Consider the following 13,985-nt stretch of genomic DNA (forward strand, 5'->3'; position numbering starts at 1 on the left):
ATGAACAAAGCAAGCCTAATTATATAAAAGTTTAGTTTGTTTAAGCTATTTTAAGCTGGGTTAAAAGCAAACCCATATCGGCAACGTTGCCGCTTATTTTTGACAGAAGGGTACTTAAAGCAAATTCTTTGTCCTGCTCGGTTTTACTTTCGCGAATCAATTCCTGCATCACGGGGCGGATCAATTCATTGGAAATGCGTTTTGCATCGGCCGAACTGATGTCGTAATATTTGTCCAGCTTTATAGCAAATTTATTAACCGCACTATTGATAAGCGGATTATCATACACACCTGCAAACTGAAAATATTTTACCAGGTCCTTTAACTTACCACTCTCTATCTGCGCCTTTATCACCTCTATGATCGAACTCGACGCATCGTTTATAACCGATTCGTGAAATTTTGATGCAATTAAAGGGTTGTTGATAACAGCCGTACCGGCGTTATTTTTCACAAGTAAATACAGTTTTTCAAACATGGCGGTAAAGTTTTAATAGCGTATTGAGAATTTGGCGATAAACAAGATGTTTATTTATCAACCAAACAAATATATCAATTAATTATTTCAATAATAAAAAGTAATTTACTTTTATGTTGAAATAATGACAATTTACAGCGTGTAAGCATTACACTATGTACAATGTGTTGAAACGACACAAAATCACACTGTTAAGCCATAATTTCATTTTTTATTTACTCCCCTAAATTAACTTATTACTTTTACCAAAAATTATTCCGCTATGCTCCCATCTACCGATTTTACCTCCACCCAATCGTACAAATATTTAACTGATCATTATATCAACGTTGCATCAAAAAACCTTAAGGATCTTTTTGATGCTGATGTCCAACGTTTTGAAAAATTCTCACTGCAGTTTGAGGATATTCTGCTGGATTATTCGAAAAACCGCATCGATGAAGAAACGCTCGCCCTGCTCATACAACTGGCACGGGAGTGTGGTGTAAATGATGCAATTACTGCCATGTTTTCAGGGCAGGAAATAAATGTTACCGAAGGCCGACCGGTTTTGCATGTTGCCCTGCGCAACCGAAGCAACACCCCAATTTTAGTAGATGGTAAAGATGTGATGCCCGATGTGAACCGCGTGCTTGACCAAATGAAGGCTTTTAGCGAAGCCATCATCAGCGGTAGCTGGACAGGTTACACCGGCAAAGCAATAACCGACGTAGTAAACATCGGCATAGGTGGCTCTGACCTGGGCCCGGTAATGGTTACCGAGGCATTAAAAGCCTACAAAAACCACCTCAACCTGCACTTTGTATCCAACGTAGATGCAACCCATATAGTAGAAACCTTAAAAACGGTTGACCCGGAAACTACACTATTCCTCATCGCCTCAAAAACATTTACCACGCAGGAAACCATGGGCAACGCCCACAGCGCGCGCGACTGGTTCATTGCAAACGGCGGTAAAGACGAAGATGTGGCCAAGCATTTCGCGGCACTATCTACCAATAGCGAAGGCGTTGCCAAATTCGGTATAGATACCAAAAACATGTTTGAGTTTTGGGATTGGGTGGGTGGTCGCTACTCGCTTTGGAGTGCCATTGGTCTCTCTATAAGCTTGAGCATTGGCTTTGATAATTTCATAGAACTGCTTGATGGCGCGCATGCCATGGATAACCATTTCAAATCAACCGAACTGGAAGAGAACATCCCGGCTATATTGGCTTTAGTTGGTATTTGGTACAATAACTTCTTCGAATCGGAAACGCAGGCAATTTTGCCTTACGACCAATACATGCACCGCTTTGCCGCTTACTTTCAACAAGGCGATATGGAAAGCAACGGCAAGCACGTAGACCGTACCGGCAAACATGTAGATTATTCTACCGGCCCTATCATCTGGGGCGAGCCGGGCACCAATGGGCAGCACGCGTTTTACCAGCTGATACACCAGGGCACTAAACTCATTCCTTGTGATTTTATAGCCCCTGCACAATCACATAACCCGCTTGGCGAGCACCACCCTATGTTGCTATCCAACTTCTTCGCTCAAACCGAGGCATTGATGAATGGCAAAACCGAAGAGGTGGTTATTGAGGAATTGAAGAAAGCCGGAAAATCTGAGGAAGAAATAGCTAAGATAGCACCGTTTAAAGTATTTGAGGGTAACCGCCCAACAAACTCTATACTGGTTAAATTAATAACGCCACGCGCTTTAGGGTCGCTGATTGCTATGTACGAGCACAAGATATTTGTGCAGGGCATTATCTGGAACATCTATAGCTTTGACCAATGGGGCGTTGAGTTGGGTAAGCAACTGGCCGGCAAAATATTACCTGAATTGAAGGGTAATGAACCGGTAAACTCGCACGATTCATCTACCAATGGGCTGATAAACCAGTATAAGACCTGGAGGTAGTCAGCGGTTGGCTGTGGGAATCTAAAAAGCGGTGGCCCTCGTGCAATTCCCCTCTTGAGAGGGGTGGAGGGGTGTGTCAGCCGCTATCCATTGCGTTAATGCGTATGGCTAACACATCGCCCCCCTCTTGAGAGTAATAGCCCATAATTTGACAGTCGGGTAATTCATAAGACGTTCCGCCGGAACGTAAAAGGGTTTTCCGGCATTTTCTACCCATAAAACACCCCGAGGGGATGAAAAAACAAAGTCGTTCCAGAGGAACGTTTTATGGAATAAGGCTATTGATGGGCTATTACCCTCTCAAGCGGGAAAACTACTGCAAACTAATATTGCGGGTCTTCTGGCCGACGATAGTTATAGGGCTTATCGTAAGCTTCATCTACGTCTTCGTAGGGTGCTTCTTTAGGATCTTTGCCATATTGGTTGGGCCCGGTAATGCCCTTTTTGAATATTAACCATAGCAAATAGAAAGGGATGAGCTGCCACCAGCCGCTTTTATCAATATCATGGCAGCGTTTGGTGCCCTGGGCCATTGCAAACCAAAGCATCGGCACTACCAATATAATAGCGATAAAGCCGCCGCCGCGCCCTTTATCCATACCCCAAATAAAGTAATAGCAAAATAAATATGCTACGCAGCTGATAGCGTACTCCGCCCGCCGGATGCGACCGCTGAATAAGAAGAGATTCCCGAGCATAGCGATTTTGATTAGGCCCTGCTAAAATACAGTTTTCCTCAATCGCAATCAATAGTTTGGATCACCCGCGCCTGGTGGGCCCATTGGGTTTTTATAAGTGTAGTTGGGGTAATTGGGGTAGTTGTTGTCCTTGGGGTTTTCGCCATATTGGTTGGGACCTATTTTCCCATCCTCCAGCAGCAACCAAAAACCATAAAATGGTATTAGCTGCCACCAGCCGCTGTTCCCGAGATCGTGGCAGCGTTTGGCTCCCTGTGCATACCTGAACCAACCAAGCGGAAAAAGTGCCAGCAGGTACATCTCTTTATGATGATCGGCTACCTGCACCACAACAAAGATGAACACAACTATGTAAATCAGAAGGCTGAGCCCAAATTCCATGCGCCTGATGCGGCCGTAAAATACAAATGGGTTGGTAAACATGCTGATTGATTAAGGTTGCCCTAAAATACTAAATAGTTGCCCATATCTACAAACCGGCTTTATAACTCATCAGCACTACACCGGTATCAAAAGCGGTCTTACCGGTAAAGTGCAACGCGGTGCTGGTTTTAAACAGCGCCCTCCCTCCGTGTATCACTACCGGATGTACCCAAAGCCTGTACTCATCTATCAAATTAAGTTTATTTAATGCGGCAACAATTGTACCGCTGCCATAAACGAGTATGTCTTTACCGCCCTGGTGTTTCAACGCAGTAACTTCTTTTGCAATGTTTTTTGCCATCCGGCTGTTTTGCCAGGCCGTGGTTTTCAAGGTCCTGGAGAAGACGATTTTAGTATAACCATTAATCATCTCCGTAAAATCGGCATCCTCTCTTGCGCCAAACATATCACGGCCCTTGGCCATCCAATATCCCGCCATAGCCTGGTACGTTATCCGCCCAAATAAAACAGTATCTGCTTCGCCCAAATGCGCCGATGTTGCCCGCGCCATACCCTCGTCCCAAAGGCTGTAATGCCAGTCGAGTTCGCCATCCCGCCCGGCCATACACCCGTTTAGCGTTACATTCATCGATACGATAACCTTCCGCATTAGAAGCCGTTATTTTTCTGCCGGGTTATACACCAGCACATTTATACCGCAGGGGAACGACCGGGTCTCCACCAGCTTCAAATTCAACCTGTCTTTCAAATCGTTATATATGGTCATCCCCTTTCCTATCACCACCGGATTTACAAAAATATGGTACTCATCTATCAGGTTGTTTTTGATCATGGCAGATGCCAGCCGTGCGCCGCCATAAACCATTATATCGCCGCCGGGCTGATTTTTAAATTTACTTACCTCTGCTGATATATCGCCGGTAGCAAGGGTTGTATTCTCCCATAGATTTTCCGTCATGCTTTTGGTGAACACTACCTTTGGTGTATTTACCATTTTTTCGGCGCCGTCTTCGGGGCCAAACTCGCTTAAGCGTTGCTCCCAAACAGGTATAAAACCTTCTGCAAGTACCCTGCCGAGGATGATTAGATCCACCGGCTCGGTTATCGCCGTAACGTATTCTTTCAGTTCGTCGTCCCAATTCCAGGTCATCCAATCCATTTCACCTTCGGGCCCGGCTACGTAGCCGTCGAGCGTTACCTGCATCTGAAATTTTATCTTTCTCATTTGTTTTATTATACGTCAAAGGTATGGCAACATTGTGTACCTGCAACGGTGCAAAAAAGACTTTTAAAGGGCGCTTTGCGACTTTAGCGGAAATTGCGACTATTTTGTAGTTTGCCAATTGTATCTTTAACCATTACTATAAGCAATCGCCACAAAAAATGAAGCACGTATCTATCCTCATTACCAACGACGCTGTTTTAGCAAGCATTGCCGACCCGCGCATTATGTTTACCGGCGTTAACGATTTTTTAGCAGCAGCGGGTAAACCGCCCATGTTTAAAGTACAACTGATAGGGCTGGCCGACGAGGTACATTTGCACAGCGGCTTATTTTCAGTACATACGGATGCTTTGTTGAAAGATGTGCCTAAAAGCGACATTGTTATTATACCCGCAATGGGTGGCGATATGCCTACAGCCATTAAACGCAACGAAGATTTTTTACCATGGATAGCACAGCAATATAGCCAAGGCGCCGAGGTAGCGAGTTTATGCGTTGGCGCGTTCCTGCTGGCCGCTACCGGTTTGCTCAATGGCAGGGAATGCAGCAGCCACTGGCGTTTTGCCAACCAATTCAGAGAGATGTTCCCCGAAGTTACTTTGGTGGATGACAGGATAGTTACCGAACAGCAGGGGCTTTACAGCAGCGGCGGCGCAACCTCTTACTGGAACCTGCTCTTGTACCTTGTAGAAAAACATGCCGGCCGCGAAATGAGTATTATGGCGGCAAAAATGTTCGCGCTGGAGATAGACCGGAAAAGCCAGTCGCCTTTTATTATGTTTAACGGACAAAAAACGCACGAAGATGAACCCATAAAAAAAGCCCAGGAGTTTATAGAGGCCAATATTACCGAACGCATTTCGGTAGAGGATCTTGCCGATAAGTATGCTATTGGCAAACGCCATTTTGAGCGCAGGTTTAAAAAGGCAACCAATAACACCCCAGTAGAATATATCCAACGCGTTAAAATAGAAGCGGCCAAGAAACACCTGGAGAGCAGCAGAAAAAACGTAAACGAAGTGATGTATGATGTGGGCTATACCGATACTAAATCTTTCCGTACGGTGTTTAAAAAAATAACCGGGTTATCGCCAATAGAATACCGCAACAAGTACAACGCCATTACGCAGTTCAATTAGCGTTATAAACTGCCGCGAATCTGAAAACAACACCAAAAATTAATAAATTACCCTTGTAACCCTTTTAGGCATCATAATTCATTTGTTTAAAAGAACTTATAAACAGATATTTACCGGCAGCAATATAAACCCCTAAGGCAATCTATTTGCACCGATTAAACTAAACGTCAATTGAAAGCATTCGTAACCAAGTATTCTGTTTCCTGTTTCATCGGGCTTGCGTTTGCTATTTCGCTATTGATAGGCTTGCCACTAAAGATCTTTGTATTAAACAATGTTTTTGCCGGTTCGGAAATTGGGTTAAGTTATTGTTCAAAAATATTAGTGGTTTTTGGCCCGGCAATAGCGGCTATTATTGTGAGCTATGTCACCATGGGTGGCGCGGGTGTTAAGGCGCTGCTGAGCAAATTACAACCTTATATAGAGCACATTATTTGGTGGTTTGGATTGCCTTTTGCCGGTTTAGCCATTACAACTATTGGCTTTATGGCTGCGGGTTTTACCTTTAGCCAATTAGTTGCAATGGTTACCAGTGTCAGTCCGCTTCTATTGCTTATGCACCTTGGCGGCGCAGTTTTATTTATTGGTTTAGGTGAAGAATTGGGCTGGCGGGGATGGCTGCTACCAAAACTTGCCGAAGGCCGCCCTTTAAAACATGCCATGCTGATGGTTTTTGTGGTTTGGGCACTGTGGCACCTCCCGCTGTTTTTTGCCGGATGGCGGGTAGCAGTTCCTTTCGTTATAGCCGTTTTCGCCTTATCCGTAATATTTACCTGGCTGTGGGACCGCGTGGGCGGCAACGTATTTGTACTGGCTGTAGCCCATGCCTCCGTAGATTTCCCCGAAGCTTTTTTTGAAGGACGCATAGGCCCCGGTCACGATGCCCAAATACTTAACGCATGGACTGCAATGGCGGTTATATATTTAATTATTACCGGCTGTATTTACCTGACGCGCAAGCAGCAGCTGGAAGTTATATTGGAGCAACCCAATGAACGACTGCTACCGGGCGCACCCAAAGAAGAAAGCGCTACGGAAGTGGCGATTTAGCTACTTCGATAATAAAAACTGAAAGCTCTGGGTAGAGATAGCCTTTTTAAAGCAAACTATCTTCTGCAACCTATTTCTTAACAAACTTTACCTGGAACAGCTTATCCCACTTTTTACCAGTTACAAAGATACGGTTGGTGACTTTATCATAAGCTATACCGTTTAACACATCCGCGTTTGCGTTGCGGCTTGCCTCAGGGTAAAGCGCTTTCATATCTATCTTTTGCAGCACAGCACCGGTTTTGGGGTCTATCACCAAAATATCGTCGGTTTGGTAAACATTAGCGTAGAGCTTGCCATCTATCATTTCCAGTTCGTTCACCTGGTTTACAGCGCCTTTATCATCGTATACATCAATATAGCCAGTTTGGCGGTAGGTATCTTTATCTAAAAAGAAGATACGGTTAGTTTTATCGTCCATGTACAGCTTTTTACCGTCAAAGGTCATTCCCCATCCTTCTATACCCACATTGTTTTCAAATGTGCTCAACAGCTTAAAGGTATCTTTATCGTATACAAAGCCTTTTCTTTCTGTATAGGTAAGCTGGATTATTTTATCGCCCACTATGGAGATACCTTCGCCAAATACCTTAGGGTCTATATCTATCTTTTTTACTGGCTTGCCTGTAGCCAGGTCAACTTTACGCAGGCTTGATTGACCTTCACCATCGGCCACGCGGCCACCATCGCTCTCATATAAATAGCCATCCTGAAACAACAAACCTTCGGTATAGGATGATGTATCATGGCCGTAGACTTTCTCTACCTTAAAAGTTAACTCTTCGGGCGCTTTGGCTGCCAGCAATACAATGTTGGTGGTAAACTCCTGCGCCTGCCCTGCATGGTAAACCTTGGCTGTTATTACGCGGGCACCCAAGATCAGGGTATCGGTTTTAAGCGTTACCGCGGTCGAATCGTTAGACGACCCTACCCGCTTACCATCCATCACATACACTACCGAATCTGGCTTAACATCCGCAGGGTATTTTACACTGAAACTTACCGGATCGCCGGATTTGTAGGTGGTACCTGCATCGGGGCTTACGGTAATATATTCGCTACTGTCCTTATTATCTTTACAGCCATTGCAACCGCAGGCCAACAGGGCTATAACGGCAAAGTAGAGTATTCTTTTATTCATTTTAAATGGCAGAAGGCCAAAAGGCATCTTCAATATGTTTTAAATTATAATTGTTAGTACGGTTGAAAAGGATAGATATTATATCAAAGCGAACTTCACCCTGGTGGTTCATCAAATATATGTACTCATCGGCCGCTTCAGCCATTAAACGCTGCTTGCGGGCATCTACAAAATCCTCGGGCTCACCAAAGCCGTTGCTTGTCCGGGTTTTCACTTCGGCGAATATAATAGTTTTGTTTTTATAGACGATGAGGTCAATCTCGGCTTTACCAAATACCCAGTTCTCATCCATTATCTCGTAGCCGGTAGCTTCGAGGTGGGCTTTGGCTATTGCTTCGCCCTGGCGGCCGAGATCGTTGTGAGTTGCCATTAAGCAAGCACGATAAAAATTCCAAAAAAAAGTGCCATTACAAAAAGGCTCCCATAAAATAATCCCCAGCCTGCCTGCTTTATCTGCATATTTTTAACAGCCGGATTAGCCTGAATGACCAGTCCGATTATCAATACGAATCCGAAAATGGACAACAGGAATCCGGGATTAGAAAAAAAACGGGATAAAAAAAAATGTATAAAATAATGAAACGCCAATGTTAATATTAAGTAGAGATATTTCATTGCTATTTCAATATTACCGAACCTAAGTAATCCGATATACTTTTCTCCACCTTTTTCATGTGCATATACTGGTTCAGCAGAATATCCTGGTCGGCATCGCTGGTTGCTTTTTGCAGTTCGTTACGCAGGTTTTCCAATATCTTGCCAACCTTGTGCATTTTAAGGTGAAAGATAGCGCCGAGGATAGTAGCCTTCATGTTGGCCTGTTCATCGGGTACAAGGATTTTGTGCATCTCGTACCAGTTCTCACTCAACGTGTACTTGGTGGCCAGCAGGGTTACCACCAGGTCGACAATTGCCTTATCGGGGTGATGGATGAAATGCTGTTCATCAGGTAAGGCACCGTTCTCCATTTCCTTCTGATAGATCTCTACAAATTGCCTGCACGAGGGTTCCTCGAACTCCACATCGTTCAATTCTACAATCATGAAGGGGCCGATGTAGGTATTGGCGATGCCATCCCAATCAATCATTTTGTTACCATACAGCAACAGCAGGCGAATGATTTCCTTCTCCTGCGTATCAATCTCTTTTTTCTTTTCTTCTACCGGTTCATCAAAAAAATGCGGTTCGTCCGGCATTTCCTGCGGCTGCTGGCGGTTGGCATTTTGCTGATGATCCTTTTTGGCCTTAGCCATCCGCATTTTATTCAATTCGGAGAGCAACGCGCGCTCATCGATCTGCATGATGTGGCTACATTCCTTAATGAATACGGATGCCTTTATGGAATCGGGGATCTTGGCGATACTTTCAACCACCTCGCGGATCACATCCGCCTTTTTTATAGGGTCGCCGCCTGCATCTTTCAATAGCAGGCTGGTTTTGTACAGGATAAAGTCCTTCTTATTTTCCTCGATATGCTTTTTAAAAGCATTGGTACCAAGCTTGCGCACGTAAGAGTCCGGGTCGTGCCCATCGGGGAAGGAAACAACTTTTACGTTGAGCCCCTGCTCCAATATCATATCAAGCCCACGCAGTGATGCTTTGATCCCCGCTGCATCACCATCGTATAAAATAGTAATGTTTTTAGTGAACCGGTTGATGAGCTTGATCTGCTCCACGGTAAGCGATGTGCCTGATGAGGCAACCACATTCTCTATCCCTGCCTGCGAAACCGACAGCACGTCGGCATAGCCTTCTACCAGGTAGCAATTATCTTCCTCGCGGATAGATTTTTTGGCGAAGTAAAGTCCGTAAAGGATGTTTGATTTATGATAGATCTCCGATTCGGGGGAGTTTACGTACTTGGGTACAGCCTTATCCGTCTTCAGCGTACGCCCGCCAAAGGCTATCACCCTGCCGGTGAAGCTATGGATAGGGAACATTACGCGCCCTCGGTAACGGTCGTACAGGGTGCCGTTGTCGCGCTTTACAGACAGGCCGCTTTCTACCAAAAACTCCTCCTGGTAGCCGTTGCGAATGGCGCTGGCAGAAAACGCCTCCCATTGATCGGGCGAGTAACCCAACTCGAATTTCTTAATGGTATCGTTAGTGAAACCGCGCTCTTTAAAATAGCTGAGGCCGATGCTTTGCCCCTCGTCGGTATCCAGCAAACTTTCGTGGAAATATTTGGCTGCGTAACCGGATACGATCATGAGGCTTTCGCGGCGGTTATCTTCGGCTTTATCTTCCGCCGACATCTCCGTTTCTTCAACCTCTATTCCGTATTTTTTGGCCAGCCATTTAAGCGCTTCAGGATAGGTGAACTTTTCCAGTTCCATTAAAAAGGTAATGGCGCTACCACCTTTACCTGTTGAAAAATCTTTAAAAATGCCCTTGGCCGGCGATACCGTGAACGATGGCGTACGCTCATTAGCGAAGGGCGAAAGCCCCACGTAATTTGCACCGCGCTTTTTTAATTGCACAAATTCACCAATCACCTCCACAATATCTGTGGCTTCCATTATACGGTCGATGGTGGGCTTGGTGATCATATTTTAAAAAAGCGTGAGCCTGCAAAAGTAAGGGTTATGGGCTTTAGTTCTTCTTTAAAGGTAGAAAATTATCGTTCAATAATTAGTCTTAGGCTTAAACTGTGGCAACGGCATGCTGGCTACCCATAAATGTTCCGATGGAACATAGCAAATACGAATTCCTTTTCCTACCCATAAAATGTTCCTATCGGAACATCGGGAAGCACCTTTTTGTCCCGCGTTCCAGAGGAACGCCTTATGGGTAGAAAAAAGATTAGAAATATGCATGTTCCATCGGAACATCTTATGGTCATCACCATGCTATTCCAATTCCTTAAAGATATATTGCTCGTCCCATTCAATCTCAAACTTGGTTAAAAAATCGCGGTATTCCTCTAAAAAGGTCCTTTTCCTATGATGCTTCTCCTGGTTTTGGATATACGAGATTACATTTGGCACCTGGCTCTTTGCATACGAAAATGCACCATAACCTTCCTGCCATGCAAAAGGCACCGAACAAACATTTTGCGCCTTAACCCATTTACTGCTTTCTGTCTTCACGTTTTGAATTAATGACGATATGGATTGATGCGGGCGCATTCCAATGAAAATATGAATATGATCGGGCATGGTATTTATCTGGAGCATTTTATGATTATTCTCCTGAAAAATACCCGTAATAAATTTCATCAATCCATCTTTCCAACTGTCGCCAATGAGTGCAGCCTGATATTTTACGGCAAAAACAAATTGGATATGGACTTGGGTATAGGTATTCGGCATAATTAATTGCTTGCTGCAATTTAATTATTTTTGTCCATTGGGCGCTAAACTGTTCTTCGGCTTCAAAAACGTTACCGCTATCCCCGCCAAAACTATTACACTACCAATAATTTCAGTCACCGATAAATGCTCATCCAGTAAAAACGCCGCCAATATGCCTGCAAAAACAGTTTGGCTGAGCAGGGCGATGGCTACCCTGGTAGATTCCATATACCGCAGGGAATAGTTGATGGTAAGCCAGCCGACAAGCTGGCAAATCAATCCCATGCCGATAAAACAAAGCCACACCCTCACCGGAAAATCGATCAAATTACCACCGATAAATGTGTTGATCACCAGCAGAAAAACACCTGCGCTTAGCATGCTGTAAAACATAAAAGTGAACACATCTATACCCGCCATAACGTTTTTGGTGATAAGGATATAGCTGGCGTATAAAAAACTTGCCAGTAAGGCCAGCAGGATGCCTGCATTAAATTCGAGGTGTATAATATGCTGGTAACCTACCAGTACCACCATACCAATGATAGCGATGAAAGTACCTATCCAAAATAGCTTGCCCGATTTTGCCTTAAAAAGCAAATAGCCGATGAGCCCAACCCAAACAGGTGCAAGGTTAGCAATGAGGGTGGATACCGTTGCGCTTATTTTTAATAGTGACACGTTCCAAACCGCAACATCAGACGCGAAGACGATACCCGCCGCAATGGAAATAAGAAGTTGTTTCCGCTCTACCTTCAGCTTGTTTTTGATGATGCAGTAAGGTAGCAGGCAAACCCATGCAACGGCTACTCTATAAAATGCGGCCCCAAGCGGAGAAACGCCCGCCAGCTTTACAAATATAGGTGAGAACGAAATACATAAGATACCGACTACGAGACTTACCCTTGGATTCATGCTGTAAAACTACGGATTTGTCAGAATCAGAATTTACAGAATTGAAGGATTCACAGAATTAATTGGCATGAGGCAAGCATGTTGTCTGAATCAGGATTTACAGGATCAGAAAAAAAATAAATTAATAGGACGCTGCTCCGCATTCTGCACATTGTTAAACCCTGTAAATTCTGATTCAGACAAATAATTGTATTTTTGCCGCTCAAAATATTTTATATGAGTCAGCGAATTAAGATCAAAGCATTACTGCAAAGCGGGGAAACCGGTACAGAGGTAACGGTAAAAGGATGGGTACGGGCATTCCGCTCCAATCGTTTTATTGCTTTAAATGATGGCTCAACTAATGGCAACCTGCAAATTGTAGTTGATTTTGAAAACACCGACCCTGCATTGCTTAAACGCATCACTTTTGGTGCTGCAGTAAGTATCACCGGCAAACTGGCACCTTCATTAGGCCAGGGCCAATCGGTAGAGGTTATTGCAAGCGAAATTGAAATATTGGGCGATTGCAACCCGGATGAGTTTCCGTTACAACCTAAAAAACAAACCCTTGAGTTTTTGCGCGAGAACGCTCACCTGCGTTTCCGTACCAATACTTTCGGCGCGATATTCAGGGTGCGCAACACATTATCCTTTGCGGTGCATCAGTTTTTCCAGGAGAAAGGCTTTGTTTACCTGCACACCCCGGTAATTACGCAGTCCGACGCGGAAGGCGCGGGCGAGGCTTTCCACGTAACCAATTTCGATCTGAACAACGTACCACGTACCGATACCGGCGAAGTAGATTATAAGCAGGATTTCTTTGGCAAATCTACCAACCTTACCGTTTCCGGTCAGCTGGAAGGTGAGCTGGGCGCTATGGCTTTGAGTGATATCTACACCTTCGGGCCAACCTTCCGTGCAGAGAACTCAAATACTACCCGCCACTTAGCGGAGTTTTGGATGATTGAGCCGGAGATGGCTTTTTATGACATCCACGATAACGCTAACCTGGCCGAGGAGTTACTGAAATATGTGATCAGCTACGCTTTGGATAAAAACAAAGAAGACCTGGAGTTTTTAACCCAGCGCCTGTTGGAAGAAGAAAAACAGAAACCGCAGAACGAGCGTTCAGAACTATCCTTATTGGACAAGCTGCAGTTTTGCCTCAACAACGATTTTGAGCGCTTAACTTATACCGAAGCGATACAGATATTAAGGGATTCTACCCCTAATAAAAAGAAGAAGTTTGTTTACCCGGTAGAAGGCTGGGGTACCGATCTGCAATCGGAACACGAGCGTTACCTGGTAGAGAAACACTTTAAAAAACCGGTGATCCTGACGGATTACCCTAAAGAGATAAAATCATTCTACATGCGCCAGAACGACGACGGTAAAACCGTTGCCGCTATGGACATCCTGTTCCCGGGCATCGGCGAGATCATCGGTGGCTCGCAGCGCGAAGAACGTTTGGATAAACTGGAAACCCGCATGGACGAACTGGGCATCCCTAAAGATGAGCTTTGGTGGTATTTAGATACCCGCCGTTTCGGTGCTTGTCCGCATTCGGGCTTCGGCCTTGGTTTCGAGCGTTTGGTACTGTTTGTTACCGGCATGGGCAATATACGGGATGTGATTCCCTTCCCAAGGTTCCCTAAGAATGCGGAATTTTAGCCCCCCACCCCCTGAAGGGGGAGTTTTCGATTAGCATAACGAAATACTCGATAACGATAAAAGCCATCTCAAAGGATGGCTTTTATCGTTATGCAACTTC

14 protein-coding genes are annotated in these 13,985 nt (G+C 44.7%); 4 read left to right on the forward strand and 10 right to left on the reverse strand.

Features of this window, described 5'->3' with window-relative positions; all coding sequences use genetic code 11:
* Positions 1-40: 40 nt before the first annotated feature.
* Positions 41-478 carry a hypothetical protein gene (locus EPL05_RS04990; protein WP_128532696.1) on the reverse strand — a complete coding sequence of 146 codons (438 nt, stop codon included), beginning with the start codon at positions 476-478 and terminating at the stop codon, positions 41-43.
* Between the two features lie 262 nt (positions 479-740).
* Between EPL05_RS04990 and pgi the strand changes: the two genes are divergently transcribed.
* Entirely contained in the window at positions 741-2,387 is a 1,647-nt protein-coding gene (gene pgi / locus EPL05_RS04995; protein ID WP_128532698.1) for a glucose-6-phosphate isomerase, read from the forward strand.
* 323 nt (positions 2,388-2,710) lie between these two features.
* Here pgi and EPL05_RS05000 read toward each other — a convergent pair whose 3' ends face one another.
* Genes EPL05_RS05000 through EPL05_RS05015 form a run of 4 tightly spaced genes read right to left on the reverse strand, consistent with a single transcriptional unit; the run spans position 2,711 to position 4,694 of the window.
* Positions 2,711-3,085, reverse strand: coding sequence for a DUF805 domain-containing protein (locus tag EPL05_RS05000; protein WP_128532700.1), 375 nt, complete (start codon positions 3,083-3,085; stop codon positions 2,711-2,713).
* Positions 3,086-3,133: 48 nt separating this feature from the next.
* Complete coding sequence (locus tag EPL05_RS05005; RefSeq protein WP_128532702.1) at positions 3,134-3,508, reverse strand: DUF805 domain-containing protein; 375 nt, start codon at positions 3,506-3,508, stop codon at positions 3,134-3,136.
* Positions 3,509-3,554: 46 nt separating this feature from the next.
* On the reverse strand, positions 3,555-4,118 hold the full coding sequence (locus EPL05_RS05010) for a dihydrofolate reductase family protein (RefSeq protein WP_128532704.1): 564 nt from the start codon (positions 4,116-4,118) through the stop codon (positions 3,555-3,557).
* 9 nt (positions 4,119-4,127) lie between these two features.
* Positions 4,128-4,694 (reverse strand): dihydrofolate reductase family protein, encoded by a 567-nt coding sequence (locus EPL05_RS05015; protein ID WP_128532706.1) that lies wholly within the window; start codon positions 4,692-4,694, stop codon positions 4,128-4,130.
* A gap of 158 nt (positions 4,695-4,852) precedes the next feature.
* Between EPL05_RS05015 and EPL05_RS05020 the strand changes: the two genes are divergently transcribed.
* Positions 4,853-5,833 carry a GlxA family transcriptional regulator gene (locus tag EPL05_RS05020; RefSeq protein ID WP_128532708.1) on the forward strand — a complete coding sequence of 327 codons (981 nt, stop codon included), beginning with the start codon at positions 4,853-4,855 and terminating at the stop codon, positions 5,831-5,833.
* A gap of 171 nt (positions 5,834-6,004) precedes the next feature.
* On the forward strand, positions 6,005-6,883 hold the full coding sequence (locus tag EPL05_RS05025) for a CPBP family intramembrane glutamic endopeptidase (protein WP_128532710.1): 879 nt from the start codon (positions 6,005-6,007) through the stop codon (positions 6,881-6,883).
* A gap of 70 nt (positions 6,884-6,953) precedes the next feature.
* Here the strand turns inward: EPL05_RS05025 and EPL05_RS05030 are convergent, their stop codons facing one another.
* From EPL05_RS05030 to EPL05_RS05055, 5 genes are all read right to left on the reverse strand, one after another.
* Positions 6,954-8,024 (reverse strand): glutaminyl-peptide cyclotransferase, encoded by a 1,071-nt coding sequence (locus tag EPL05_RS05030; RefSeq protein ID WP_128532712.1) that lies wholly within the window; start codon positions 8,022-8,024, stop codon positions 6,954-6,956.
* A gap of 1 nt (position 8,025) precedes the next feature.
* The gene (locus EPL05_RS05035) at positions 8,026-8,394 is read right to left on the reverse strand and encodes a YraN family protein (protein WP_128532714.1); all 369 of its coding nucleotides are present in this window, start codon (positions 8,392-8,394) and stop codon (positions 8,026-8,028) included.
* A gap of 247 nt (positions 8,395-8,641) precedes the next feature.
* Positions 8,642-10,573, reverse strand: a complete 1,932-nt coding sequence (gene dnaG / locus EPL05_RS05045; RefSeq protein WP_128532717.1) for a DNA primase — start codon at positions 10,571-10,573, stop codon at positions 8,642-8,644.
* A gap of 300 nt (positions 10,574-10,873) precedes the next feature.
* A complete protein-coding gene (gene tnpA, locus EPL05_RS05050) occupies positions 10,874-11,335 on the reverse strand; it encodes an IS200/IS605 family transposase (RefSeq protein ID WP_128532719.1) in 462 nt (153 codons plus the stop codon).
* 24 nt (positions 11,336-11,359) lie between these two features.
* Positions 11,360-12,232: a DMT family transporter gene (locus tag EPL05_RS05055; RefSeq protein ID WP_128532721.1), complete on the reverse strand. Its 873-nt coding sequence runs from the start codon at positions 12,230-12,232 to the stop codon at positions 11,360-11,362.
* 216 nt (positions 12,233-12,448) lie between these two features.
* Here EPL05_RS05055 and asnS point away from each other — a divergent pair, with 216 nt between their 5' ends.
* Positions 12,449-13,885, forward strand: coding sequence for an asparagine--tRNA ligase (asnS, locus tag EPL05_RS05060; protein WP_128532723.1), 1,437 nt, complete (start codon positions 12,449-12,451; stop codon positions 13,883-13,885).
* Positions 13,886-13,985 lie beyond the last annotated feature (100 nt).

The sequence above is a fragment of the Mucilaginibacter gilvus genome, from assembly GCF_004054195.1.
GTDB lineage: Bacteria > Bacteroidota > Bacteroidia > Sphingobacteriales > Sphingobacteriaceae > Mucilaginibacter > Mucilaginibacter gilvus.